Source organism: Blastococcus sp. PRF04-17, from assembly GCF_023016265.1.
Classification (GTDB): domain Bacteria; phylum Actinomycetota; class Actinomycetes; order Mycobacteriales; family Geodermatophilaceae; genus Blastococcus_B.
In genome coordinates this window covers 760,941-784,511 of sequence record NZ_CP095412.1, presented here as the reverse complement: position 1 = coordinate 784,511, position 23,571 = coordinate 760,941, and the positions used below count along the sequence as shown (strand labels likewise).

The 23,571-nt window shown below is 72.9% G+C and carries 27 protein-coding genes and 1 pseudogene; 16 read left to right on the top strand and 12 right to left on the bottom strand.

Features of this window, described 5'->3' with window-relative positions:
• Window positions 1-121: 121 nt before the first annotated feature.
• Window positions 122-346 (top strand): glycosyl hydrolase family 65 protein, encoded by a 225-nt coding sequence (locus MVA48_RS23955; protein ID WP_371821216.1) that lies wholly within the window; start codon window positions 122-124, stop codon window positions 344-346.
• Between the two features lie 14 nt (window positions 347-360).
• Here the strand turns inward: MVA48_RS23955 and MVA48_RS03980 are convergent, their stop codons facing one another.
• On the bottom strand, window positions 361-1,035 hold the full coding sequence (locus MVA48_RS03980) for a M50 family metallopeptidase (protein WP_246986061.1): 675 nt from the start codon (window positions 1,033-1,035) through the stop codon (window positions 361-363).
• A 525-nt stretch (window positions 1,036-1,560) separates the two neighbouring features.
• On the opposite strand from MVA48_RS03980, the gene MVA48_RS03975 reads away from it, so the two are divergent.
• Together MVA48_RS03975 and MVA48_RS03970 are read left to right on the top strand one after the other, a co-directional pair.
• Window positions 1,561-2,226: a DNA glycosylase AlkZ-like family protein gene (locus tag MVA48_RS03975; RefSeq protein ID WP_371821190.1), complete on the top strand. Its 666-nt coding sequence runs from the start codon at window positions 1,561-1,563 to the stop codon at window positions 2,224-2,226.
• 41 nt (window positions 2,227-2,267) lie between these two features.
• Window positions 2,268-2,900 (top strand): LysE family translocator, encoded by a 633-nt coding sequence (locus MVA48_RS03970; protein WP_246986057.1) that lies wholly within the window; start codon window positions 2,268-2,270, stop codon window positions 2,898-2,900.
• Here MVA48_RS03970 and MVA48_RS03965 read toward each other — a convergent pair whose 3' ends face one another.
• Window positions 2,901-3,095, bottom strand: a complete 195-nt coding sequence (locus MVA48_RS03965) for a hypothetical protein (RefSeq protein ID WP_246986055.1) — start codon at window positions 3,093-3,095, stop codon at window positions 2,901-2,903.
• 250 nt (window positions 3,096-3,345) lie between these two features.
• Between MVA48_RS03965 and MVA48_RS03960 the strand changes: the two genes are divergently transcribed.
• The 4 genes from MVA48_RS03960 to MVA48_RS03945 all read left to right on the top strand — a co-directional run bounded on the left by MVA48_RS03960 (window position 3,346) and on the right by MVA48_RS03945 (window position 6,560).
• Entirely contained in the window at window positions 3,346-4,008 is a 663-nt protein-coding gene (locus MVA48_RS03960; RefSeq protein ID WP_246986053.1) for an SRPBCC domain-containing protein, read from the top strand.
• Window positions 4,009-4,073: 65 nt separating this feature from the next.
• Window positions 4,074-4,628 (top strand): cysteine hydrolase family protein, encoded by a 555-nt coding sequence (locus tag MVA48_RS03955; RefSeq protein WP_246986051.1) that lies wholly within the window; start codon window positions 4,074-4,076, stop codon window positions 4,626-4,628.
• 520 nt (window positions 4,629-5,148) lie between these two features.
• The gene (locus tag MVA48_RS03950; protein WP_246986049.1) at window positions 5,149-5,808 is read left to right on the top strand and encodes a hypothetical protein; all 660 of its coding nucleotides are present in this window, start codon (window positions 5,149-5,151) and stop codon (window positions 5,806-5,808) included.
• Window positions 5,809-6,317: 509 nt separating this feature from the next.
• Window positions 6,318-6,560 carry a hypothetical protein gene (locus tag MVA48_RS03945; protein ID WP_246986046.1) on the top strand — a complete coding sequence of 81 codons (243 nt, stop codon included), beginning with the start codon at window positions 6,318-6,320 and terminating at the stop codon, window positions 6,558-6,560.
• A 29-nt stretch (window positions 6,561-6,589) separates the two neighbouring features.
• Here the strand turns inward: MVA48_RS03945 and MVA48_RS03940 are convergent, their stop codons facing one another.
• On the bottom strand, window positions 6,590-6,895 hold the full coding sequence (locus MVA48_RS03940) for a hypothetical protein (RefSeq protein ID WP_246986044.1): 306 nt from the start codon (window positions 6,893-6,895) through the stop codon (window positions 6,590-6,592).
• A 177-nt stretch (window positions 6,896-7,072) separates the two neighbouring features.
• Between MVA48_RS03940 and MVA48_RS03935 the strand changes: the two genes are divergently transcribed.
• The 6 genes from MVA48_RS03935 to MVA48_RS03910 all read left to right on the top strand — a co-directional run bounded on the left by MVA48_RS03935 (window position 7,073) and on the right by MVA48_RS03910 (window position 12,659).
• Window positions 7,073-8,257 carry a MalY/PatB family protein gene (locus MVA48_RS03935; RefSeq protein WP_246986042.1) on the top strand — a complete coding sequence of 395 codons (1,185 nt, stop codon included), beginning with the start codon at window positions 7,073-7,075 and terminating at the stop codon, window positions 8,255-8,257.
• A gap of 23 nt (window positions 8,258-8,280) precedes the next feature.
• On the top strand, window positions 8,281-9,057 hold the full coding sequence (locus tag MVA48_RS03930; protein ID WP_246986039.1) for a glycerophosphodiester phosphodiesterase: 777 nt from the start codon (window positions 8,281-8,283) through the stop codon (window positions 9,055-9,057).
• Complete coding sequence (locus MVA48_RS03925; RefSeq protein ID WP_246986038.1) at window positions 9,054-10,001, top strand: lysophospholipid acyltransferase family protein; 948 nt, start codon at window positions 9,054-9,056, stop codon at window positions 9,999-10,001. The genes MVA48_RS03930 and MVA48_RS03925 overlap by 4 nt, the downstream gene beginning before the upstream one ends.
• Before the next feature lie 113 nt (window positions 10,002-10,114).
• A complete protein-coding gene (locus MVA48_RS03920; protein WP_246986029.1) occupies window positions 10,115-11,377 on the top strand; it encodes an MFS transporter in 1,263 nt (420 codons plus the stop codon).
• Window positions 11,374-12,180: a thymidine kinase gene (locus tag MVA48_RS03915; RefSeq protein WP_246986027.1), complete on the top strand. Its 807-nt coding sequence runs from the start codon at window positions 11,374-11,376 to the stop codon at window positions 12,178-12,180. Before MVA48_RS03920 ends, MVA48_RS03915 begins: the two co-directional genes overlap by 4 nt.
• A 134-nt stretch (window positions 12,181-12,314) precedes the next feature.
• Complete coding sequence (locus MVA48_RS03910; RefSeq protein ID WP_029336385.1) at window positions 12,315-12,659, top strand: RNA polymerase-binding protein RbpA; 345 nt, start codon at window positions 12,315-12,317, stop codon at window positions 12,657-12,659.
• A gap of 149 nt (window positions 12,660-12,808) precedes the next feature.
• Here the strand turns inward: MVA48_RS03910 and MVA48_RS03905 are convergent, their stop codons facing one another.
• The 9 genes and pseudogenes from MVA48_RS03905 to MVA48_RS03865 form a co-directional block, all read right to left on the bottom strand.
• Entirely contained in the window at window positions 12,809-13,333 is a 525-nt protein-coding gene (locus tag MVA48_RS03905) for an FxsA family protein (protein WP_246986025.1), read from the bottom strand.
• Between the two features lie 31 nt (window positions 13,334-13,364).
• On the bottom strand, window positions 13,365-14,126 hold the full coding sequence (locus MVA48_RS03900; protein WP_246986023.1) for a polyprenol monophosphomannose synthase: 762 nt from the start codon (window positions 14,124-14,126) through the stop codon (window positions 13,365-13,367).
• Window positions 14,123-15,067, bottom strand: coding sequence for an apolipoprotein N-acyltransferase (gene lnt, locus MVA48_RS03895; RefSeq protein ID WP_305852323.1), 945 nt, complete (start codon window positions 15,065-15,067; stop codon window positions 14,123-14,125). Before lnt ends, MVA48_RS03900 begins: the two co-directional genes overlap by 4 nt.
• Complete coding sequence (locus MVA48_RS23710; RefSeq protein WP_305852285.1) at window positions 14,983-15,720, bottom strand: hypothetical protein; 738 nt, start codon at window positions 15,718-15,720, stop codon at window positions 14,983-14,985. Before MVA48_RS23710 ends, lnt begins: the two co-directional genes overlap by 85 nt.
• A 428-nt stretch (window positions 15,721-16,148) precedes the next feature.
• Complete coding sequence (locus MVA48_RS03885) at window positions 16,149-16,535, bottom strand: MaoC family dehydratase (RefSeq protein WP_246986021.1); 387 nt, start codon at window positions 16,533-16,535, stop codon at window positions 16,149-16,151.
• Window positions 16,532-17,341, bottom strand: coding sequence for an OAM dimerization domain-containing protein (locus MVA48_RS03880; protein WP_246986019.1), 810 nt, complete (start codon window positions 17,339-17,341; stop codon window positions 16,532-16,534). Before MVA48_RS03880 ends, MVA48_RS03885 begins: the two co-directional genes overlap by 4 nt.
• A pseudogene (locus MVA48_RS03875) lies at window positions 17,334-18,952 on the bottom strand (lysine 5,6-aminomutase subunit alpha). The gene MVA48_RS03880 and the pseudogene MVA48_RS03875 overlap by 8 nt, the downstream one beginning before the upstream one ends.
• On the bottom strand, window positions 18,949-20,454 hold the full coding sequence (locus MVA48_RS03870) for an amidohydrolase (protein ID WP_246986017.1): 1,506 nt from the start codon (window positions 20,452-20,454) through the stop codon (window positions 18,949-18,951). The pseudogene MVA48_RS03875 and the gene MVA48_RS03870 overlap by 4 nt, the downstream one beginning before the upstream one ends.
• Window positions 20,454-21,479: an L-erythro-3,5-diaminohexanoate dehydrogenase gene (locus MVA48_RS03865; protein WP_246986015.1), complete on the bottom strand. Its 1,026-nt coding sequence runs from the start codon at window positions 21,477-21,479 to the stop codon at window positions 20,454-20,456. The genes MVA48_RS03870 and MVA48_RS03865 overlap by 1 nt, the downstream gene beginning before the upstream one ends.
• 114 nt (window positions 21,480-21,593) lie before the next feature.
• Between MVA48_RS03865 and MVA48_RS03860 the strand changes: the two genes are divergently transcribed.
• Genes MVA48_RS03860 through MVA48_RS03850 form a run of 3 tightly spaced genes read left to right on the top strand, consistent with a single transcriptional unit; the run spans window position 21,594 to window position 23,571 of the window.
• Entirely contained in the window at window positions 21,594-22,628 is a 1,035-nt protein-coding gene (locus MVA48_RS03860) for a KamA family radical SAM protein (protein ID WP_246986013.1), read from the top strand.
• On the top strand, window positions 22,616-23,002 hold the full coding sequence (locus MVA48_RS03855; protein ID WP_246986010.1) for a hypothetical protein: 387 nt from the start codon (window positions 22,616-22,618) through the stop codon (window positions 23,000-23,002). The genes MVA48_RS03860 and MVA48_RS03855 overlap by 13 nt, the downstream gene beginning before the upstream one ends.
• A gap of 53 nt (window positions 23,003-23,055) precedes the next feature.
• Entirely contained in the window at window positions 23,056-23,571 is a 516-nt protein-coding gene (locus tag MVA48_RS03850; RefSeq protein ID WP_246986008.1) for a GNAT family N-acetyltransferase, read from the top strand.

The following is a 23,571-nucleotide window of genomic DNA, read 5'->3' as shown; positions in this document are numbered from 1 at the left end:
CGGTCTGCACATCGCGTCGCTGGCCGGCGGCTGGACCGTCGCCGTCGCGGGGTTCGGCGGGCTGCGGGACCACAACGGCGAGCTCACCTTCGGGCCCAGGCTGCCCGAGCGCATCACGCGCATGCGTTTCCGCGTCGTCTACCGGGGCCGGAAGCTGACGGTGGACGTCACCCACGAGGCGGCCACCTACCGGCTGGTGGAGGGTGAGCCGCTCGACATCCGGCACCACGGACGGCAGATCACCGTCGACCACCAGGACGTGGTGCTGGCGATCCCGGAGGGCCCGAAGCCCGACCCGGTGAGTCAGCCCGTCGGATGCGAGCCCCGGCGGCGCGCCCGAAAGTAGAGGGACGCTCAGCCTCAGGTCAGCAGCCAGCTGGCCCCGAGCAGGAGCGCTCCGACGTCGACCAGCAGGAAGGCGCCCACCCAGACGACGGCGGGCACGCGGGTCAGCCGCGCCAGCTGGTCGGCGTCGGAGTCCGGCGCCCGCCGCCGGCGCCGCGCCGCCTGCAGCTCCAGCACCGTCTTGGGCGCGGCGAGCAGCAGGAACCAGGTGGCGACGGCGGCGAAGCCGGCCTGACCCTCCGGCGGAAGCCACCAGGTGGCGGCGAAGACGACGGCGCCGGTGGCCAGGACCGACCAGAGGCCGTACCAGTTGCGGATCTGCACCAGCAGCAGCGCCAGCAGCAGCAGGAGCGCCCACAGCAGCCCGACTGCGTGCCCGGCGGCCAGCAGCGCCGCGGCGCCCAGGCCGAAGAGGCCGGGACCGACGTAGCCCGATGCGCAGGTCAGCACCATGCCCGGGCCCGTGGGCCGGCCCGCGGACACGGTGAGCCCCGAGGTGTCCGAGTGCAGGCGGATGCCCGACAGCCGCCGTCCGGCGGCGAGCGCGACCAGGCCGTGCGCGCCCTCGTGCGCGATGGTCACGACGTGGCGGGTCGGCCGCCACAGGGTGGGGGAGAGGACCAGGACGGCGGCGACCACGCCGGTCCCGAGCATGATCTCCAGCGGAAGGTCGGGGACGCTGGTGGTCACGCGCGCCCTGAACCGGCCGAGGACCTCCACGCAGCCGAGTCAACCGCACGCCGCTGTGCGTCCCCGTGCTCGGACGGCACGTGTCGGTCACCCTCGCTACCCTCCGCCGATGGCGGAGCTCAGGCTGGACCGGGACGAGGCCCGTGCGATCGCGGTCCGGGCCCAGCTGCTGGACGCCCGACGTCCGGTGGACCTGCTCGAGACGGTGCGGCACCTGACCCTGCTCCAGGTGGACCCCACGGCTGCCGTCGCGCCCAACGCCGACCTGGTCGCGTGGACGCGGCTGGGCGAGGCCTACCGACGGGAGGACCTGACGCGGGGGCTGGAGGAGGAGCGGACGCTCTTCGAGTTCGGCGCGCTCGTCCGTCCCATGGAGGACCTCGGGCTCTTCCTGGCCGACATGGCGACGCGGCCGCGCAGCGAGGGCGCTCGGCAATGGCTGGCCGCCAACGACGGGGCTCGGCGAGACGTGCTGACCCGGTTGCGAACCTCGGGGCCGCTGCTGTCCCGCGACATACCTGACACGTGCGCGGTGCCGTGGGAGTCGAGCGGCTGGACCAGCAACCGCAACGTGACGCAACTGCTCGAGATCATGATGCTCCGCGGCGAGGTGGCCATCGCCGGCCGGCGCGGGCGGCAGCGCCTCTGGGACCTCGCGGAGCGGGTGTACCCGTCCGACGTCCCCGTCGTCCGGAGGAGGAGGCCCTCCGGGTGCGCGACGAGCGGCGGCTACGGGCCCTGGGCATCGCACGGTCGACGGGGACGGCGTCGCCCATCGAGCCGGTGGTCGTCGGCGAGGCGGGCGTGCCGGCGACCGTCGAGGGCGTGCCGGGCGGCTGGCGGGTGGACCCCGACGCGGTCGGCCGCCCGTTCGAGGGGCGCACGGCGCTGCTGTCACCGTTCGACCGCCTCGTGTACGACCGGGTCCGCGCGCAGCAGCTGTTCGACTTCGAGTACCAGCTGGAGATGTACAAGCCCAAGGCCGCGCGGCGTTGGGGGTACTTCGCGCTGCCGGTGCTGCACTCGGACCGGCTGGTGGGCAAGCTCGACGCGACGGCGGACCGGAAGCGCGGCCGGTTCGTGGTGCACGCGCTGCACGAGGACATCCACTTCACCCCTGCCATGGCCGACGCGGTGCACCGGGAGATCGAGGACCTCGCGCGCTGGCTGGGGCTGACCGTCGCCGGGTAAGTCGTTCGCGGCCGGCGGTGGACAGGTGCCAGCATGCCGTCGTGGACGTGCTGTCGTCGCTGCCCGCCTTCGTGCTGGCCGTGCTGCTGATCTCCGCCTCGCCGGGACCGGCGATGGCGCTGATCTTCCGGCGGGCCGCCCTGCGCGGGCTGCGTGGAGCCGTGCCCACTGTGCTCGGGCTGGAGCTGGGCCTCTTCTTCTGGGCGCTGTTCGCCGGCGCCGGCTTCGCGGCGCTCGTCGCGGCCTCCGAGGTGGCGTACCTGGTCCTGCGCGTGCTCGGTGCGGCGGCGCTGCTGTACCTCGGTGCCCGAGCCCTGTGGTCGGCCTGGCGGGGCGCCCCGGCGGTCGAGCCCGACCCGGTTGCAGGTCGGCGCCGCTGGTGGGGCGCCTTCGCCGAGGGCGTCGTCGTCCAGCTGGCCAATCCGAAGGCGGCGGTCTTCATGATCGCCTTCTATCCGCAATTCGTGCCGGCCGACGGTCCGGTGTTCGCCACGACCGCCCTGCTGGGCCTGCTGCAGGTCACGGTCGAGACGGGGCTCTACCTGGCCCTGGCTGCGGGCGTCGCCCGGGCGGGGACCTGGTTCCGGCGACCGCGCATCCGGCGGCGGCTCGACGCGGTCAGCGGCACCGTCCTCGTGGCGCTCGGTCTGCGCGTGGCGGCCGCGAGCCGCTGATCAGTTGCCCGGCTTGACGGCCTCGCCGCGCTGCCGCTCGGCCTCGTCGGCCTGGTAGGTGCCGGGCGCTGGGGTGGGTGTGCCCGCGTCGTCGTCGCCGGGGGTGACCGGCTTGGCGATCAGGTCGTCGGGGCCGGGGGACGGCGTGCCGCCGGGCTCGTTCCGTTCGTCGGTGTCGGGGCGCTCCTCGGTCATGCCGGATCCGCTACCCGCCGCGCCACGGTCGGAACCAGGCTCCAAGCTGCGGAGACGAACCGCCGGTGCGTACGAGCGCAGCAAGCCCGCCGCGGCGTTCGGGGCGGTGTTCGGGCCGAGGGGCCTCCTGTGGTTCACGCGCCGACGGGCGCTCCTCGGGACGGCGGCGATTCCTTCGGGTATGGCGTCACGACGCGCTGAAATTCGTCGGCCGTGGCGACATCATGGTGCTCGGGGGAGGGGGAGCGGCATGACTGCGCAGACCGAGCTCGACAACACCGCCACCGCCGTCGACCGCGCGCTGGGCCGGCTGACGCCGCAGCGGGTCCGCGAGGGCACCGGACGGGATTGGGCCGAGTGGCTCGGCGTCCTGGATGCGGCCGGTGCCAGGGACTGGGACCACCGCGGGATCGTCGACTTCCTGGAGCGCGAGCATCCCGACGTGCCGGGGTGGTGGCAGCAGTCGCTCGCGGTCGCCTACGAGCGTGCCCGGGGGAAGCGGGTGACCGGGCGAACGGCCGGCGCCCTCCACGTCGGCGCGCAGCGCAGCGTCGCGACGTCCTCGGCACACCTCTGGAAGGTGCTGGTCAGCCGCCCCGACCTCTGGCTGGGCGACGGCGCGGCCGTGGTCTTCGAGCCGGGGGAGCACTACCACGTGCCTCCGGGCGAGCTGTGGGCCCGGGTGACCGGCGAGATCGTCGTGGTCAAGCCCGGGGACCGGCTGCGCATGAGCTGGCAGCCCGAGGACTGGCCCACGCCGGCCACCCTGCAGATCGCGCTGACGCCCACGGCGCCGGGCCGCACCCGGCTGAACGCCTCCCTGGAGAACCTGCCCGACGTGCAGACCCGCGACGTGCTGCGGGCGCGTATGCACGACGCGATGGAGCGGGTGGCGCTGGCGGCGGAGCAGTGAGGGACGCCGGAATCGTCGGTGACGCTCCCTAGGATCCGCCCAGGAGCCGACCGGAGGGACCCGACATGACCACGCTGCCCGACCGTCCCCACACCGCCCTCGTCGTGATCGACGTGCAGCAGGGTGTCGTGGGCGAGGCACACGATCGCGACGCGGTCGTCGCCAACATCGGCGTGCTGGTCGACAAGGCGCGCGACGAGGGCGTGCCGATCGTATGGGTCCAGCACTCGGACGACGGCCTTCCGCAGGGGAGCGACGGTTGGCAGTACGTTCCCGAACTGCAGCGCCAGGAGTCCGAGCCGCTGGTGCACAAGACGTTCGGCGACTCGTTCGAAGGCACCGACCTCGAGCGGGTGCTCGAGCGCGCCGGCGTCGGCAAGCTGGTCGTCACGGGTGCGCAGACCGACGCCTGCATCCGGTCGACCATCCACGGCGCCTTCACGCGCGGCTACGACGTCACGCTCGTCGGGGACGCGCACACGACGGAGGACCTCAGCGCCTGGGGCGCGCCGCCGCCGGACAAGGTCATCGCGCACACGAACATGTATTGGCAGGAGCAGTCGGCCCCCGGCCGCAGCGCCGCGGTGACGGAGACGGGGAATGTGAGCTTCGCAGACTGACGTACGCGTCCCGCAGGCCGATGCCCGCCTCGACTGGACTTACCTGGCATGCGCGGGTCAACAGGAGTCGGCCGAGGGAGGGGGCATCGTCACGACCACCAGGAGGTAGGTGTCGCAGAGTCGGGTGCTGCACATATGCCGTGCGAGTCGCCTCAGGATCCGCGACAACAGCAGCGCCTCGACCGAGGCTCCAGGGGTACGGTTCGTGCGACTGCGCTCCGAAGTGTCACGCTGGTGCCGAGAGGCAGACCCACATGGGCGCTACGACGATATTCGTCGGATACCGCCGGTCGGACAGTCTTGCGTACGCGAGTTGGTTGACCAGCCTCTTAGCGGAGCGGTTCGGGCCTTCCAACATCTTCCGTGATGTGGGGTCCATCAACGAGGGCGAGCACTTTCCCACTCGCATCGCCCAGGCCATTGCTCGATGCACCGCGGCACTCATCGTCATCGGGCCGTCGTGGCTGGATGCCAAGGACGAGGGCACGGGGGCCGGCGTCTCGACAATCCAGAAGACTGGGTGCGCATCGAGGTCGAGACGGCACTTCAGAGGCGGATCGCCACAATCCCGGTGCTGGTGGGTGGTGCCCGGATGCCCGCGAGGAGAGATCTGCCGTCATCGATCTGGGGTCTTGCAGAAGTGGAGGCCGCACACCTGCGAGACGAGACATTCGTGCAGGACGCCCGGCGACTGATGGACCGGCTCACGAAGTCGATGCCGACGAATCGCGAGCACCTCGGCCCGGAGAAGACCCGTCGTGAGGCGAAGTTCTCCGCGCTCGCGAAACTGTTCACGACGCGCCTCGAGGACGCGTCTTCCAAGATCGGCGCTGTTCCATGGCGGCGTGTCGACGGTTTTCGCGCTCAGTTGGACGCCATCGTGGACAACTTGGACCCAGAAGAGGAGGTCGTGGATCTCGCGCTCGCTACCTTCAACAACGAGCTCTTTCTCGGTGTTCTGGCCATCACGCCGCGACGGTTCTTGTTCAGCCCTCGGATCCAGTCAGAAGGAATCACATCGATCCCGTTCGAGACTCTGGTGAGGGTGCGCAGAGGGCCATTGAGTGGTTACTGGAGCATAGTGGTCACCACGCCGGAGACCAGCGTCACGTTCAACAGCGTCAAGCCAGCAAGTCGAGTCGATGAAATTCTGAATTACGTGAGAGGCAGGGTCGGCTGAACGCACCTTGACGGGCCCGTCTTCGCCAGCTCAGCGCTCACCGCGCCCCGCTGTTCGATCAAGGGCCCTCGGGTTGACATAATGTGCATTATCGGCGGTCGAGGGACCGGCGCCGGAAGCGGCCGATGGCAGCCGACGCAGACCTACCCCGGCCCAGACCTGCCCCCGGCCCAGACCTGCCTCCGGCGACGAGCGGCACCTTCCGACACGCATGCCGCCGGCTGCGCGCCCCAGTGGGGCCCTGGCCGCCCGCGTCGTTCCACAGTCGGCGGCCACACGTCGCGGCGGGTCCGCCGTGGAGACACCCTCCCCGATGTCGATCTTGCTCTTGACGATCTTGATGCGTTCACCCGCCCGGGCTCGCCCTCGGTCTCCGAGTCGTCGGGATACCGCCCGACGCCTCCTCCCCCTTCTGGCTCCACCTGCCCCCTTACGTCACTGTGACGCAAGTAGTGGAGATCTGGGCGGTTCACCGGGCGGTGATGGCCGGGTGTTCGTAGGGTCGAGTCATGCAGATCCGACGTCCGATCGCCGCTCTCGTGACTGCTCTGGCGCTCTTCGGCGGGGGTGCCTCGATGACCGCGTGCAGCGCGGCCGGGCAGGACCAGAACGACGGCACCACCGATGACAGCGAGAACGACGGCGGCAGCGACGTGTCCGACGAGGACGCCGACCGGGAGAACCTGCCGGACAACAGCAACCAGGAGCCGAACGACGAGGACGACGGCGACGACCAGCAGGACCCGGACTGATTACGTCACGGTGACGTAAGGGGTCCGGGTCAGCCGGAGCGCTCGGCCACCCACAGCCGGTCGAGCCGGCCGGTGGACCGCACGAGTTCGGCCAGCTGTTGCTCGAGCTCGGCCTTGGTCGGCTTCTCGGTCAGCAGTGTCTGAGCGTCCTCCAGGGCGCAGCGCAGCTGGTAGAGCCGGTCCTGCAGACCGTCGAGCTCGGCGCGGGAGACCAGCACGACGTCGCCGGGCAGTCCGGCCTTCGCGGTGGCGGCGCGCTGCTCGTACGCGCGCTGCCGGCAGGCCTGACCGCAGTACAGCCGCGGCCTGCCCACCGATCCCTGTTCGGGCAGCACTCGGCGGCACCAGCCACATCGTCGCTGTTCACCGCTCCCCCGGTTGGGGATTGGGGTGATGGGAAGCTCCGTGACCGTGCCCGTTGCGTGTCGTTCTGCCACGTCTCGGCACGGTAGACGTCCGGACCGACAGCGCCCGGGGACACGCCAGGAGAGCGGACGAGGAGGCACCCCACGATGTCCGGTGGCACCCCCGACGGGCAGCTCGGCTTCGACGCCCTGAGCGAGGACGCGCTCCGCGCGACCGGCAGCCTGAAGTGGACCCGTTACGGGCCGGCGCTCGGCGCGTTCGTCGCCGAGATGGACTTCGGGACCGCTCCGGTGGTCACCCGCGCGCTGCACGACGCCGTCGACCGCGGCCGGCTGGGTTACCTCACCACCGAGGCCGCCGACGGGATGGCGAGGGCCTGCGCGGGCTGGCAGGCGCGCCGGTATGGCTGGTCACTGCCGGCCGAGCGCATCTCGCCTCTCGCGGACGTCGTCGCGGGCCTGCAGGCGGCCATCGAGCACTTCAGCCCGCCGGGCAGCGCCGTCGTCCTGCCGACACCGGCGTACATGCCGTTCCTCACCGTCCCCGCCATCCTCGGACGGGAGTTGCTCGAGGTCCCGATGATCCGGGGGGACGACGGGCGGATGACCTACGACCTCGACGGCATCGCCCGGGCCTTCGACCGCGGCGGCCGGCTGTTCGTCCACGTGAACCCGCACAACCCACTCGGGCGGGTCTTCGACGAGCGGGAGCAGCTGGCCCTGGCCGAGGTCGTGGCGGCGGCCGGTGTCCGGGTGTTCGCCGACGAGATCCACGCACCGCTGGTGCATCCCGGGGCGGTCCACCGGCCCTATGCGTCGCTGACGCCGGCCACCGCGCGGCACACGGTCACCGCCACGTCGGCGTCCAAGGCGTGGAACCTGCCCGGCCTCAAGGCCGCCCAGCTGCTGCTGTCCGACGCCGACGACGCGGCGCGCTGGGCCGAGGCCGGCGTCCTGTTCGGCCACGGCGCCTCCACGCCCGGCGTCCTGGCCAGCACGGCGGCCTACGACGAGGGCGGCCCGTGGCTGGACGACGTGCTGACCTACCTCGACGGCAACCGCCGGCTGCTCGGCGAACTGCTCGCCGAGCGCCTGCCGCAGGTGCGCTACGACCCGCCGGAAGGCACCTACCTGGGCTGGCTGGACTGCCGGGAGCTCGGCCTGGCAGGGTCCGCCGGTGACTTCTTCCTCGAGCGGGCGGGGGTCGCCCTGGTGGACGGGCCGGAGTGCGGCGGCCCGGGAGCGGGGCACGTGCGGCTGAACTTCGCCACCCCTCGGCCCGTGCTGAGGACCATCGTCGACCGCATGGCGGACGCCGTCGACAGCCGCTGACCGGTTCCCACTAGCGTGACGACGTGCCCCCCGCTCGGTTCGCCTTCCTCGACGGGCCGACGCCCATCGCCATGGCGCATCGGGGTGGAGCCATCGAGCACCTCGAGAACACGATGCCGGCCTTCCAGGCGTGCGTGGACCTCGGCTACCGGTACCTGGAGACCGACGTCCGGGTCACCGCGGACGGCGTGCTGGTCGTCTTCCACGACGCCACCCTGGAACGGGTCACCGACCGGGCGGGACGCGTGGACAACCTGCCCTGGGCCGAGGTGTCGCAGGCCCGGATCGGCGGCCGGGAGCCGATCCTGCGGCTCGAGGAGCTGCTCGGCGCCTGGCCCGACGTCCGGTTCAACCTCGACATCAAGGCCGCCGGAGTCCTGGCCCCGCTGGCGCGGGCCGTCCGCCGGATGGACATCGCCGACCGGATCTGCCTGGGGTCGTTCTCCGACGCCCGCATCGCCGCCGCGCGCCGCCTGTTCGGGCCGTCGGTGTGCACCTCCCTCGGGCCGCGCGGGGTCGCGGCGCTGCGGTTGTCGTCCTACTCCCCCCGGGCCGCGGGCCTCGTCCGGATCCAGGCCGGCTGCGCGCAGGTGCCGCTGCAGCTCGGCGGCCGCGCCCTGGTCGACGAGCGGTTCATCGCGGCGGCGCACGCCCGGGGGCTGCAGGTGCACGTCTGGACCGTCGACACCGTCGAGGAGTGCACCGCGATGCTCGACCTCGGCGTCGACGGTGTCATGACCGACCGGCCCGCGATGCTGCGGGAGCTGCTCGAGAAGCGCGGCCAGTGGACGGCGCGGTGAGCGGCCTGGGTGAGCGGCTGCGGACCTGGCGCCCGACGCCGCCGCCGCTGCCCGAGGACCTCGCGGCCCTCGTCAAGCCCGACGATCCGGAGTGGTTCGCCCGCGAGATGGCCATCGCCGCCGCACCGCCGTGGTGGTTCTGGCGCTTCATGCTGCGCCGGTTCTCCTGGCTGGTGAGCATCTTCGGCCGGGTCGAGGTCACCGGCGCCGTCCCGCCCGAGCTCTGCAAGGGGCCGCTGCTGTTCGCGGCGAACCACATCGGCGACTTCGACCCCTTCGTCATCGCCGTCGCGCTGCACAAGGTGGGGGTCGTGCCGCGGATCATGGCCACTGGCGGGATCATCTCGGCCCCCGTCGCCGGGCCGCTGCTGGAGCGCACCGGGGCGATCCGCGTCGAACGCGGGACCGAACTCGCCCGGCACGCCGTCCGGGTGACCGAGGTCGCGCTGGTGAACAACGGCCACGTGGTGGCCTATCCGGAGGGGCGAGTCGGGCTGGCGCCCGACGGCTGGCCCGAACGAGGCCGTACCGGCATGGCGCGGATGGCCCTCGGCATGGGCGTCCCCGTGATCCCGGTCAGCCAGTGGGGAGCCCACGAGGTGCTCCAGTACGGCAACGACTGGGGCAAGCTGCGAACCCTGCTGCGGGCCGTCGTCCGTCGTCCGCGGCTCCAGGTGCACGTCGGCCCGCCGGTGAAGCTCGACGACCTGCGGATGGGCCGGGTCGGCGACGCCAACCGCGCCCGCTACCGGATCGCCGCCGCGATCACCCGCGGCCTGGTGCCGCTGCGGGCGGCGAAGAAGACGGCCCGCACTTCGTCGATTCCACCCGACCGACGACCGCGGTGGCCGCCTACCCGGGCGGCGTCGTGCCGGACGACGTCCCGTGAGACCCGATCGGGGAACGACGCCCTTCCGGTGCTGGACCGGTCCGGTTCCGGCTGAGAGCCTGCGCCCGTGACGACTGCACCAGCCTCGGCCGGAGCCGGGCCCGATCTCCCCCGGTCGACCCGGCACTGAAGCGGGAGCGCTTCGGCTGGTACTCCTACGACTGGGCCATGTCGGTCTTCAACACCTCGGTGACGACCGTCTTCCTGGGCCCGTACCTCACGGCCGTGGCCCGGGATGCCGCCGGCCCCGACGAGCGGCTCACCTTCCTGGGCCTGCCGATCGCGGCCGGGAGCTGGTTCTCCTACGTGCTGTCGGCCTCGGTGCTGCTCCAGGTGTTGGTGCTCCCGCTCGTGGGCGCCGTGGCCGACCGCACCGGCCGCAAGCGGGAGATGCTGGCCGCCTTCGCTCTGCTGGGTGCACTGGCGACGACGGGCCTGTTCTTCGTCGCCGACGGCCGCTGGCTGCTCGGCGGCGTCCTGTTCACCCTGGCCAACATCAGCTTCGGCGCGGCCACCGTCGTCTACTACTCGTGGTTGCCCGACCTGGCCGGACCCGACGAGCGCGACGCGGTCTCCAGCCGTGGCTGGGCGTTCGGCTACGTCGGCGGGGCGCTGCTCCTCGCCGTCCACCTCGGTCTGGTGGTCGGCGCCGAGTCGCTGGGGCTGACCACGGGCGAGGCGGTGCGCATCTGCCTGGCCACCGCCGGCCTGTGGTGGGGCGCCTTCACCCTGTTCACGGTCTCCCGCCTCCGCAACCGCCCGGTGCGTGACCCGGACGCCGTCCGCTCCCGCTCCGGTTTCCGGCAGCTCGCGACCACCGTGCGGGAGATGCGGGCCTTCCCGCTGACGCTGTGGTTCCTGGGCGCCTACCTGCTGTTCAACGACGGAGTCCAGACCGTCATCTCCCTGTCGGCCACCTATGCCACCGAGGAGCTGGACCTGTCCCAGGACGTGCTCACCGGCGCGATCCTCATGGTCCAGGTGGTGGCGGTCGCCGGGGCGCTCGGCCTCGGCAGCCTCGCCGGCCGCTACGGGGCCAAGCGGGTCGTGCTGGGCGCCCTGGTGGCGTGGATCGGCGTCCTGGTCGCCGCCTTCTTCCTGCAGACCGGCGCCGTGGCCCAGTTCTACGCGCTCGCGGCCGTGATCGGCCTGGTCCAGGGCGGCACGCAGGCGCTGTCCCGGTCGCTGTTCAGCCAGCTGATCCCGACCGGGAAGGAGGCCGAGTACTACGGCTTCTACGAGATCAGCGACCGCGGCACCAGCTGGCTGGGCCCTCTGGCGTTCGGGCTGACCTTCCAGCTCACCGGCTCCTACCGGCTGGCGATCATCAGCCTGGTCGTCTTCTTCGTGGCCGGGTTCATCGCCCTGGCGCTGCTGCCGATGCGCCGGGCCGTGATCGAGGCGGGCAACGTGCCGCCGGAGAAGCTGTGACCGCTGGCGAGCCGCCAAGGCCGGTCGGGGTCGTCCCCACGCCCGACTCCGTGCCGGCCTCCGGCGACCGCCGGCGCCACCCCGCGCCGGCCCACCTGCGCTTCTTCCACGGTCCGATGGACTGCGGGAAGTCCACGCTGGCGCTGCAGGTCGACCACAACCAGAGCCGGCAGGGCCGGCACGGGCTGCTGGTGACCCAGGGCGATCGCTCGGCGCAGCCTCGGATCAGCTCGCGCGTCGGGCTGTCCCGCGACGCCACCGAGATCGACGCCGCCACCGACCTGCGGACGCTGGTCCGCGGCCGCTGGGCCGGCGGGTACCGGGTCGACTACCTCATCGTCGACGAGGCGCAGTTCCTCACCGCTCCGCAGGTGGACCAACTCGCGGACCTCGTCGACGGGTGGCACGTCGACGTCTACGCGTTCGGGTTGACCACCGACTTCCGGGCCCGGCTGTTCCCGGGCACCCAGCGGCTGTTGGAGGTCGCCGACGACGTGCAGCGGATCCAGGTGGAGGTCCTCTGCTGGTGCGGCCTGCCCGGCCTGCTCAACGCCCGAGTCGTGGACGGCACGATGGTGCGCTCCGGCGAGACCGTCGTCGTCGCCGACACCGCCCCCGCAGGTCTGCCCGGTGCCGACGCCGGATCCTCCCCCGCCGTCCGCTACCAGGTGCTCTGCCGACGGCATCACGTGCGGGGGAGCTCGGCCCGACCCCGGCCGGTCCGGGCCAGCTCGCACTCCCCTGACCTGCGCGCTCACCCGTCCGGGGGGCACCGGCGCGCGCCATCTGACCCCATGCGATGATGAACAGCCGATTCGACGGAATCCTTCAGCGTTTTCTGTCGTTCATCACGATGACTCCCTGGCGCGTGGGTATGGGTCCCCATGCCGGACACCCAGAGTCGCGACCGACACCACGAACGAGAGGACGGTGTGCCATGGGCGAGCGTTCACTGCGCGGCAGCCGACTGGGCAGCGTCAGCTACGAGACCGAGCGGAACACCGCGCCGATCGAGCGGCAGTACGCGGAGTACCGCTGCCCCTCGGGCCACCTGTTCACCGTCCCGTTCGCTGACGACGCCGAGCTCCCCGACACGTGGGAGTGCAAGTTCGACGGCGGCGCGGCCAAGCTCGTGGGCGGCGCCGAGCCGGCCCCCAAGAAGGTCAAGCCCCCGCGGACCCACTGGGACATGCTGCTCGAGCGGCGTTCCGTGGAGGACCTCGAGGAGGTCCTGGCCGAGCGCCTCGACGTGCTCCGCGGCCGGCGTACCCGCGCCAGCTAGCAGCAGATCGCGCAACGGCCCCGGTGGTGCGCCACCGGGGCCGTTCTGCGTCCTCCGGCGGTCATGCGGTTCTCCGGCGGTCATGCGCTGTTGATCATCGGCGGGTGGTTGCCGCCACGCCGCGCGGGGGCACAGCCACGTGCCGATGATCATCGGGGATCCGGGCCTCGGTCCTGCGGCCGCTCGATCACGTCACCCTCGATCACCAGCGGGGTGGCCCGCGTGCTGCCTCCGGCGCCGCCGGGGCCGAACTCCGTCGTGCGCACGCTCTCCACGCGCACGGGCCCGCGGAGCCCGTCGGGGACCCGCGCCAGGACGACGGCGGTCAGCACCCGCCGCACCAGGACCCGCGTGCCGGGGAGCAGGCAGAGCAGCCCGACCAGGTCGCCGATGAAGCCGGGCAGGATCATGAGCAGGCCGCCCGCGGCGACCAGCCCGGCGTCCCCCAGCTCGCGGCCGGGCGCCTGGCGGACCCGCGCCCGCTCCCGCAGGTCGGCGAGCGCCCGGGTGCCCTGACGCGCCAGCAGCGCCCAGCCGAGGACGGTGGTGGCGAGCGTGGCCAGGATCGTCCAGCCGACGCCGATCCAGCCGGCGACGAGCACGTAGACGACGAGCTCGGCCAGCAGCAGGAGCGCGGCGACCAGCCGGATCCGCCGTCCCAGGACGGCTCTCATGCGCGGTCCCTCATGCGCTCTCCCCTGCTCCTCAGCGGACCCGTGCCGGTACCGGACGGGTGACCCGGCCGGGCAGCCAGTCGGCCAGCCGGTCGCGGACGCCCCAGACGGTTACCCGTACCAATGCCTCTCCAACGATCGAGCCGCTCATCTTGCTCCTGCCGAACGTCCGCTCGGTGAAGGTGATCGGCACCTCGGCGACCCGGGCTCCTGCGCGCACCGCACGCCAGGCCCAGTCGACCTGGAAGCAGTAGCCCTGGCTGGCGACGTCGTCGAACGGCAGCCGGTCGATCAGCGCCGCCCGCGCCGCCCGGTAGCCGCCTGTCGCGTCGTTGAGCGGCAACCGCAGCGCCCAGCGCGTGTAGCGGTTCCCCGCCCGGGAGAGCAGCAACCGGTGCGCCGGCCAGTCGGTCACCTCTCCGCCGGGCACGTACCGCGAGCCGAGCACCAGATCGGCGTCACCGAGCGCGGCGAGCAGTCGGGGCAGCTGCTCGGGGGCGTGCGACCCGTCGGCGTCCATCTCGACGACCACGTCGTAGCCGCGCTCCCGTGCCCAGCGGAAGCCGGCGATGTAGGCGGCACCCAGCCCGTTCTTGGCGGTGCGCCGGAGCACGTGCACGCGCTCGTCGCGCGCCGCCACTGCCTCGGCGAGGTCTCCCGTGCCGTCCGGCGACCCGTCGTCGACGACGAGGGCGTGCGCCTCGGGGACGCTCGCCTGCAGCCGCTCCAGGATCTGCCCGAGGTTCTCGGCCTCGTTGTAGGTGGGCACGATCACCAGCACCCGGTCGCTCACCGCGCGCTCCTCCGGTGCAGGACGGCGGCCACGGCGAGGGCACCGACCGCCACCGCGGTCAGCGCCCACTCGGGCGCGGCGCCCGTGCGCAGCGCGACGGTGCGGGAATCCCGCTGCGCGATCTCCTCGACGAACACCGCCGGCTCGAACAGCTCGGAGGACCGGTGCACCGTGCCGTCCGGCCCGACGATCGCCGAGATGCCGCTCGTGGCGACCACGGCGACGGTCCGGCCGAACTCCACGGCCCGCAGCCGGCTCATGGCCAGCTGCTGCTCGCTCTCGTCGGTGTAGCCGAAGGTCGCGTTGTTCGTCTGGACGACGATCATCCCGGCCCCCTCGGCGACGACGTCGTGCACCAGTCCGTCGTAGACCACCTCGAAGCAGATCAGGTTCCCCACCGGGGCGCCGCCGACGTCCAGGACGCCGACCTCGCTGCCCGCGTACTGGTCGGTGACCCGGTCGACCTGCTTGCTGAAGAAGCGGAAGAAGCTCCGGGCCGGCACGTACTCCCCCAGGGGCACGGGGTGTCGCTTCACGTAGGTGTCGCCGGGCCCGTCCTCGGGGTCCCAGACGATCGCGGTGTTGCTGATGAAGCGACCGGGTCCCTGGACGATCGCGCCGACGAGCACCGGAGCGTCGATGGCCCGCGCGGCGCGGTCGATCTGCCGTGCCGCGTCGTCGTTGCGGTAGGGGTCGATGTCGGAGCTGTTCTCGGGCCAGAGGACCAGGTCCGGCTGGGGCTCCTCCCCCGCCGCGACCGCCTCGGCCAGCTCCAGGGTCCGCTGCACGTGGTTGTCCAGGACGGCGCGGCGCTGGGCGTTGAAATCCAGGCCGGCGCGGGGCACGTCGCCCTGGATCACCGCGACCGTCGACGTAGGGCCGCCCTCGGTGAGGGAGGGACCGGCCAGGGGCAGCCAGGCGACCGCCCCGACCAGCGGCACGGTGAGCGCGGCGACCCCGGCGCGGACCGCCCGCACCACGTCCCTCCCCGGACCAGGGCCAGCACGGCCGCGGCCAGCAGCGTGCCGGTCAGGGCGACGGCGAAGCTGACCAGCGGCACTCCGCCGTACGCCGCGAGCGACAGCAGCGGACCGCTGGTCTGGCTGAACCCGAGCCGTCCCCACGGGAACCCGTCGAGCACGAAGCGGCCGCGCAGCGCCTCGTCGGCGACCCAGAGCGCGGCGGCCCACACCGGCCAGGCCGGCAGCCTGGAGACGACCGCGGTCGCGCCACCCAGCAGCGCGAGGTGCAGGGCCTCCCAGCCGGCCAGGGCCAGCCACGGCACCGGGCCGACGTAGATACCGCTCCACGACAGCAGGGGGACGAAGAAGGCCAGCCCGAACACCAGGCCCAGCCAGAGCCCGGCGCGGACGCGCTGACCGTGCACGGCCAGCGCGAGCGCCGCGGGGCCGAGGACGGCGAGGGGCACCAGGGAGTACCCCGGGAAGGCCAGGAGGAGCAGCAGGCCGCCGACCACGGCGAGCAGGGTCCGCCAGGGAAGCCGGCGTCCGGGCCGCTCGGGCGGTGCGGACGGCGACGTGCCCGCGGGCCGGGTCAGCGTGCCCGCTCCCGACGCACCGTGTCCTGCCGGCACGCACAGCCTCCCCGAGCGGTCATGCCCGCCGGTCGGGCGGGGTCCGGACCGCCGCGCCACTGCCGCGGTCCTGACCCAGCATCCCATCCCAGCCTGCCGGTCCGGCTGGTCGATCCCCCGACCGGGTTGACGCCGGCGGACTCCCCTGCCGACGTCGGCGTCTTCGGGCCGGACGGCCGCTCGCTGGGGGCGGGCGGCGCGACCGTTGTCTGATGACGTGGATCGTCGGCGGGCTCCGCCGGGATGGCCGCCACGCTGCCTCCGGGCAAGGCGCCGCCCCCGCGGTCCGGTGATGACCGGGGGGTCGCACGACTCGATCCGGAGGGGCACGGAGCGGTGCGCCCGGTTGGAACTCCAGGGACTGTAAGAACTCGGCGCTTCTGTGCGAACACTTACGGTGACTGATACGACCTTCTGTTATCCGATCGTTACCCAGGGACGACGAGGGTCGCGACCGCTTCGACGACCACCAGGGGTGGGTCGAGCACCTTCGCCGCCGACGGGCCGCGCTCCGGCTCGGCCCGTGCGACGACCTGGGCGGTGCACCGCAGCTCCCGGCTGCGCCGGCCCACCCGGGTGATCTCCACCGTCGCCTCCAGGACGTCGCCGGCGTGCACCGGGCCGAGGAAGCGGACCTCCGAGTAGCCGGCCAGCAGGCCCTCGTCGCCGTCCGAGCGGATCGCGACCTCGGTGGCCACGTCGCCGAACAGGCCGAGGGTGTAGGCGCCGTCGACCAGGTTGCCGCCGTAGTGGGCGTGCGCGTAGGGCACGTAGCGGCGGTGGGTGACGGTGAGGCCGATCCGGGGGTCGGTCACGAGGACTCCTTCGGTACGAGGGCGTGCACGAGATAGCTGGCCACCTCGCCGGGCGTCGTCCCCCGGCCGAAGACCTTGTCGACGCCGAGGTCGGCCGCCATGGACGGCTCGAAGCGAGGACCGCCGACGACCAGGAGCGGCCGGGACTCCCCCATCGCCTCGCGGAACGCGGCGGCCAGTTCGCGGGTGTTGCGCAGGTGCGCGTCCTTCTGCGTCACCACCTGGGACACGAGGACCGCGTCGGCGCGGGCCGAGCGTGCCGTGGCCACGAGTTCGGGGACGGTGACCTGGGCGCCGAGATTCGTCACGGCCATCTCGCGCAGGTACTCCAGGCCCTTCTTCCCCGCGAAGCCCTTGACGTTGAGGATCGCGTCGATGCCGACGGTGTGCGCGTCGGTGCCGATGCACGCGCCCAGGACGACCATCTTGCGATTGAGCCCGGTGCGGATGGCCGCGTTGATCTCCGACGAGGTCAGCAGCGGGTAGGCCCGCTCCTCGACGGTGACGGCATCGAGGTCGACCAGGTGCTTCACGCTGCCGTAGACGACGAAGAACGTGTAGCCCGCGTCGATGGCGTGGCTGTGCACGACCATCGCGGGCTCGATGCCCATCTTGTTCGCCAGCTGCAGCGCCGCGCCGTCGGCCTTCGGGCCGGCGGGCACGGGGAGGGTGAACGAGGTCTGCACCATGCCGTCGCCGGTGGTGTCGCCGTACGGCCGCACGATCCCCATCCCCGAGGAGCCGGAACCGCGGTTCTGGTCGCCGTTCTCGGAGCCGGAACCGCGGGTCGGGTCGTTGTCAGGCACGGGTCACCTCGCGGACCTCCAGCAGCTCGAGGGCGGGGTTGTACGCGTCCGCGGACGTCGCCACGACGCCGTCCAGGCCCTTGCCACCGTCCGGGGGCCGCCGGGTGATGCCGAACGTGCCGTCGGCGATCGCCTGGATGAGGCCCTCGGGGTGGTCGGCGATCCGGCGGAGCAGGTCGACGGCCTCGCGCAGCACCGTGTCGGCCCGGCGGTCGATGAACCCGCCCTTCGGGGGTGGAAGTCCTCGGACAGGTTGCCCGCGGCGTCCAGCACGTAGTGCACGTTGCGCAGGGCCAGGTCGCGGTCGGACAGCCACGGCGTGACGACCGCCTCGGTCATCATCCCCACCAGCAGGATGCCCTGACCGGTGAGAGCGCCGGCCAGGTTGAAGAAGCCGTCGAGCAGGTAGCCGCGGAACACGTCGCCGGTCATGTGCTTGGTGGGCGGCATCCACTTCAGCGGCGCGTCGGGGAACAGGCTGCGGGCGAGGAGCGCATGGGCCAGCTCGAGGCGGAAGGACTCCTCGCGCTCGGGCTGGATCTCGAAGGCGTGGCCGAGGCCGAGCTGCCAGTCCTCCAGGCCGGCCTCCTTGGCCAGCGTCTCGTTGAGCAGCTGGCTGACCGTGACGGTGTGCGCCTCGTCGACGGCGTCGGCGGTGGTGAGGTAGTTGTCCTCGCCGGTGTTGATGATGATCCCGGCGCGGGCGTGCACCATCCGGCTGAACCGCTGGTCGACGAACGTGCGTCGCGGGTTGATGTCGCGGAAGAGGATCCCGTACATCGCGTCGTTGAGCATCATGTCCAGCCGCTCGAGACCGGCCAGGACGGCGATCTCCGGCATGCACAGGCCCGACGCGTAGTTCGTCAGCCGGACGTAGCGGCCCAGCTCCGCGCTGACGTCGTCCAGGGCGGCCCGCATCAGCCGGAAGTTCTCCTGGGTGGCGTAGGTGCCCGCGTACCCGGTGCGGGTCGCGCCCTCGGGCACGTAGTCCAGCAGCGACTGGCCGGTCGACCGGATGACGGCGATGACGTCGGCGCCGGCGCGGGCGGCGGCCTGTGCCTGCGGGATGTCCTCGTGGATGTCGCCGGTGGCGACGATCAGGTAGATCCAGGGACGGCGCGGCGGATCGCCGTGCGTAGCGACGAGCTCCTCCCGGCGGCGCCGGTTGGCGTCGATGCGGGCGATGCCCTGGGCGACGGCGTCCCGGGCGGCCTCGCGGGCGCGGTCGGCGTCCGCGCCGCTGGGGATCTGGAAGCGCGCCGTCCCGGCGCCGACCTCCTCGGCGAGCGACTGGAGGGTCCCGCCCGAGGACAGCGCGTGCCAGACGGGAAGGGCGACGCCGGCCTCGAGGCCGACCTGGTCGCGGACGGCGTCGACGACCCGGTTCACCCACGGCACCCGGTCGACTGGGTTCCCACCCACCCCACCTCCCCGGGCGCCGACCTCCCCCGTCACCGGGTCCGTGCCGGTCAGCCCGGCCAGCCGCAGCACCGCCCGCTCGACGGACACCGTGGTGTGCCGGTGGGCCAGGTCGACGACCGGCTGGGCCGCGCGGGCGGCCAGCTCCCGGGCGCGGGCGACGAGGACGGGATCGAGCTCGAGGCGGGTCATACGGGCTCCCCTTCGACGACGAGCAGGCGGCAGTCCGGCCGGCCCCGTTCGGCGAGTACGGCGGACAGGGTCTGCTCGGTGGCCCAGAGCGCAAGGTCGGCGGGAGCGCCGACGGCGAGCGGTCCTCCGGCGTGCTCCCGGCGGGCGGCGTGCCACCCGCCGTGGGTGGCGGCGTCGAAGGCGTCGAACGGCCGCAGGCCTGACCCGGGCGTCCGGTGGTCGACGGCGGCGTGCACCCCGCCCCACGGGTCGAGCGGCGTGACCGGGGCGTCGCTGCCCAGGACCAGGGCCACACCGGCGTCAGCGAGGTCGGCGAAGGGGTTGGTCGCCAGCGCCCGCCGGACCCCGAGGCGGTCGGCGTACATCCCGGAGTCCCCGCCCCACGCGGCGTCGAACGCCGGCTGGACGCTGGCCACCATGCCCAGGTCGCACAGCCGCTCGACGTCCGGCCGGTCGATCATCTCCACGTGCTCGAGCCGGTGACGGCACGCCCGGACGGCGGGACGGCCCAACTCGGCGGCCACGGTCTCGACTGCGTAGATGGCCTGGGCGACCGCGGCGTCCCCGATGACGTGGAAGCCGGCCTGGATCCCGGCGAGCGTGCACTGCCGCACGTGGTGGACCAGTTGCCCGGTCGAGAAGCGGAGGCTCCCCGCGGTGTCCGGGCGGTCGGCGTACGGGCCGTTGCCCAGTGCGGCGGTGTGCGAGCCGAAGGCGCCGTCGCAGAACAGGTCTCCCCCGGCGCCCGCCAGCCCCAGCTCCCGGACGACGTCCAGGCCGCCGCGCTCGGCCAGCTCGCCCCAGTAGCCCAGCACCCGCGGGCCGGGCGCCCCTGTCGCCAGCCGGAGCAGCAGCGCGAGGTCGTCGACGCCGGAGATCTCCGGCCCGGCCATCTCGTGCACCGTGCCGATGCCGAGCGCCGTCGCCTGACGCAGTGTGGCCCGCTGGGCCTCACGGCGCTGCTGCTCGCCGACCGCTCCGTAGGCGGCCGTGCGGGCGGCATGGTGCGCGTCGAGCCGCAGCTGGCCGTCCTTGTGGTAGCCGGGCAGCTCACGGATCCCGGGAACGAGGTCGAACAGGGCCGTCGAGACGGTCGCGGAGTGGACGTCGACCCGAGCCAGGTACGCCGGCCGGTCGCCCACCACGGCGTCCAGGTCGGCGCGGGTCAGTCCCCGGCCCTCCGGCCAGGCGGTCTCGTCCCAGCCGGTGCCGAGGACGATGCCGGTCGAAGTAGCCGCCACGTGCGCCGTGATCGCCTGCACCGCATCAGCAAGGCTCGAGCTCGAGTGGAGGTCGAGGCCGGCGAGCGCCAGCCCGGTGGCCGTCGCGTGCACGTGGCCGTCGACGAACGCCGGCGTGAGCAGCGCCCCCTCCCCCGCGACGACCCGGTCGCCGGCGGGGGCGTCGGCGGCGTCCCCGAGCCAGGCGATGCGGCCGTCGGCCACGTGCACCGCGCGGCCCGGCCGGTCGCCCACCGTCACGTCGGTGACGAGCAGGTCCATCAGTGCACCCGAGGCTCGATCAGGGCGCGCACGCCCGGGTTCGACCGGTACAGCTCCAGCGCCAGGTCGGCGTGGCCCGGCGTGTAGCCGTTGCCCACCAGCATCGTCACGTCCGCAGCCATCCCCTCCGCGCCCAGGGCCGCCGCCGAGAAGGACGTGGCCATGGAGAAGAAGACCACGCTGCCCCCGTCGGCCGTCGCGAGGATCGCGCCGTGTTCGGCGCCGGGCACGTCGACGCAGACGACGGTCAGGTCGGCCGGTGTGCCCACGGCTGCCGCGACCGCGAGAGGGTCCGTGGCGTCGGCGACGACGACGCGGTCGGCCAGGCCGGAAGCGCTGAGTGCCCCCGCCTCGGCGTCGTCCCGGACGAGCCCGGTCAGGTGCGTCGCGCCCGCGGCGCGGGCGGCGGCGAGGCTGAGGGAGCCGGACTTGCCCGCCGCGCCCAGGACGACGACCGACCGGGCGCCGGCCCGCTCGACCACCCGGGCGGTCGCCGCGGGGGCACCGCACACGTCGAGCACGGCCAGCGACACGGCGTCGGGCAGGTCGTCGGGCAGCACGGCGGCGATCGACCGGGCGAACAGGATCGCCGTCCCCTCGGTGGGGACCTGCTCGGAGCGGCCGTCCCAGTTCGCGAGGCCGTCGATGATCCGGAGCGGGGTGAGGGTGAGCGAGACGAGGGTCGCGACCCGCTGGCCGACCAGCAGGCCCAGGGGCGACTCCGGGCCGACGGCGTCGACGGTGCCGATGAGCATGCCGCCCGAGCCGGTGACCGGGTTCTGCATCTTGCCGCGAGTGGCCACGATCTCCAGCACGGCCGAGCGCACGGCGTTGCCGTCCCCGCCACAGGCCTCGGACAGCTGCCGGAACGACGCCGCGTCCAGATTCAGCCGCTGTACCGAGATGCGCACCTCGTCCGGGCCGATCGCCGGGTCGGCGTCCAGACGCCGGGCGGCCTGCGGCAGGACGCCGACCGGCTCGAGGACCCGGTGCACGCCCAGGGCGCGTTCGGTCGATCCGTGCACGCGTTCTCTCCCGTCTCACCCGTTCGTTGCAGGAGAACCTAGCGCGTGAGGCCTACTTGACCGAAGATTCTCCCGTAAGGTCACCCGTGTTGCGGAGACCCGGAGGTAGCCACCGTGCTGGAACAGCCCTATGAGTACTCGGCGCGCCCACTCGTCGAGCCGGACTGGCGTCGGCTGCCCGGATTCGCCGATGTGACCGACGAGCAGTGGCGCAGCGCCCAGTGGCAGCGCGTCAACTGCGTGAAGAACCTCCGCCAGCTGCGCGGCGTGTACGGCGACCTGCTCGACGAGTCCTTCTACGCCGACGTCGAGGCCGACCAGGCCGGCCGGGCGACGATGTCGCTGCTGCTGCCGCCGCAGATGCTGAACACGATGGTGCCCTCGGAGGTGCCGTCGACCGCGGCGATGCTCGCCGACCCGGTGCGCCGGTACATGCTGCCGGTGGCGTCGGACCGGCTGGCCGGCGCCGCGGCCAGCCACCCGTACGCGGCGCGTGACTCGCTGCACGAGCACGAGATGTGGGCGGTCGAGGGGCTGACCCACCGCTACCCCACCAAGGTGCTGGCCGAGCTGCTGTCGACCTGCCCCCAGTACTGCGGCCACTGCACCCGCATGGACCTGGTCGGCAACTCGACGCCCGCCGTCCCGAAGCTGAAGTTCGAGCTCAAGCCGGTCGACCGGCAGACCGCCATGCTCGAGTACCTGCGCGCCACCCCCGGTGTGCGGGACGTCGTCGTCTCCGGCGGCGACGTGGCCAACCTGCCGTTCAAGAACCTCGAGGCGTTCGTCGCCGGCCTGCTGGAGATCGAGTCGGTCCGGGACATCCGCCTGGCGTCCAAGGCACTGATGGGTCTTCCCCAGCACTGGCTCCAGGACGACGTCGTCGAGGGCATGGGCCGGCTCGCCGCGACCGCCCGCTCCCGCGGTGTCTCCCTGGCCGTGCACACGCACGTGAACGCCGCCCAGTCGGTGACGCCCTTGGTGGCCGAGGCCGCGAGGGCGATGCTCGAGGCCGGGGTCCGCGACGTCCGCAACCAGGGCGTCCTGCTGCGGGGGCCAACGCGACGGCACCCCAGCTGCTCGACCTCTGCTTCGCGCTGCAGGACGGGGCCTCCATCACGCCGTACTACTTCTACATGTGCGACATGATCCCCAGCGCCGAGCACTGGCGGCTCTCCCTGGCCGAGGCCCAGACGCTGCAGCACGACATCATGGGGTACCTGCCGGGGTTCGCGACGCCGCGGATCGTGTGCGACGTGCCCTATGTCGGTAAGCGCTGGGTGCACCAGGTCGCCGAGTACGACCGCGAGCGCGGCATCAGCTACTGGACGAAGAACTACCGCACCGGGATCGAGGCCGGCGACGAGGCGGCGCTGGACCGGCGCTACACCTACTACGACCCGATCCACACGCTGCCGGAGAGCGGTCGGGCGTGGTGGGCCGAGCGGAACGTCGACCCGGTGGCGGCCGAGAAGAAGGCGGCGTCGTCCCGTGCCGCGTCGGTGGCCGACCTGATCGTCTGATCCGTCCTCCGGACCCGTGTGGTCCTCCCCCGGCGCGGGGGTAGGCACCGGCGATGGAGGAGCTGCGGACCGCCCGGCTGCGCCTGCGCGCGTGGACGGCGTCCGCCGCGGACCTCGCCCGGCTGACCGACCTCTACAGCCGCGACGAGGTCAGCCGGTGGCTGGGTGGGACGCCGACGGTGCCACCGGCGGAGCTCGTGGAGCGCTGGGCGACCGTGTCCCGGCTCGACGACCGGCACGGGTGCTGGGCGATCGAGTGCGCCGACGGGACGGTGGCGGGCACGGTGCTGTTCAAGCCGCTGCCCAACGGGGTGGGTGAGATCGAGGTCGGCTGGCACCTGCACCCGGATTCCTGGCACCGCGGCTACGCCACGGAGGCGGCGCGGGCGGTGATCGACCGCGGCTTCGACGCCGGGCTGCCCGAGGTCTACGCCGTCGTCCGCCCGGGGAACGCCGCGTCCCTCGCTGTCTGCGCCCGCCTCGGCATGCAGCCGCTGGGGCGGCTGCGCCGCTGGTACGACGTCGAGCTGGAGGCCTTCCGGCTCATGGCGCCGGCCATGGTGGACTGA

Bases quoted from the DNA above. Each gene is read 5' to 3' on its own strand.
- MVA48_RS23955 (WP_371821216.1), top strand. From the start codon at position 122: ATGCGTTTCCGCGTCGTCTACCGGGGCCGGAAGCTGACGGTGGACGTC.
- MVA48_RS03965 (WP_246986055.1), bottom strand. From the start codon at position 3,095: ATGACCGAGGAGCGCCCCGACACCGACGAACGGAACGAGCCCGGCGGC.
- MVA48_RS03960 (WP_246986053.1), top strand. From the start codon at position 3,346: ATGACTGCGCAGACCGAGCTCGACAACACCGCCACCGCCGTCGACCGC.
- MVA48_RS03955 (WP_246986051.1), top strand. From the start codon at position 4,074: ATGACCACGCTGCCCGACCGTCCCCACACCGCCCTCGTCGTGATCGAC.
- MVA48_RS03945 (WP_246986046.1), top strand. From the start codon at position 6,318: ATGCAGATCCGACGTCCGATCGCCGCTCTCGTGACTGCTCTGGCGCTC.
- MVA48_RS03935 (WP_246986042.1), top strand. From the start codon at position 7,073: ATGTCCGGTGGCACCCCCGACGGGCAGCTCGGCTTCGACGCCCTGAGC.
- MVA48_RS03920 (WP_246986029.1), top strand. From the start codon at position 10,115: ATGTCGGTCTTCAACACCTCGGTGACGACCGTCTTCCTGGGCCCGTAC.
- MVA48_RS03910 (WP_029336385.1), top strand. From the start codon at position 12,315: ATGGGCGAGCGTTCACTGCGCGGCAGCCGACTGGGCAGCGTCAGCTAC.
- MVA48_RS03905 (WP_246986025.1), bottom strand. From the start codon at position 13,333: ATGAGAGCCGTCCTGGGACGGCGGATCCGGCTGGTCGCCGCGCTCCTG.
- MVA48_RS03870 (WP_246986017.1), bottom strand. From the start codon at position 20,454: ATGGACCTGCTCGTCACCGACGTGACGGTGGGCGACCGGCCGGGCCGC.
- MVA48_RS03855 (WP_246986010.1), top strand. From the start codon at position 22,616: ATGTGCGACATGATCCCCAGCGCCGAGCACTGGCGGCTCTCCCTGGCC.
- MVA48_RS03850 (WP_246986008.1), top strand. From the start codon at position 23,056: ATGGAGGAGCTGCGGACCGCCCGGCTGCGCCTGCGCGCGTGGACGGCG.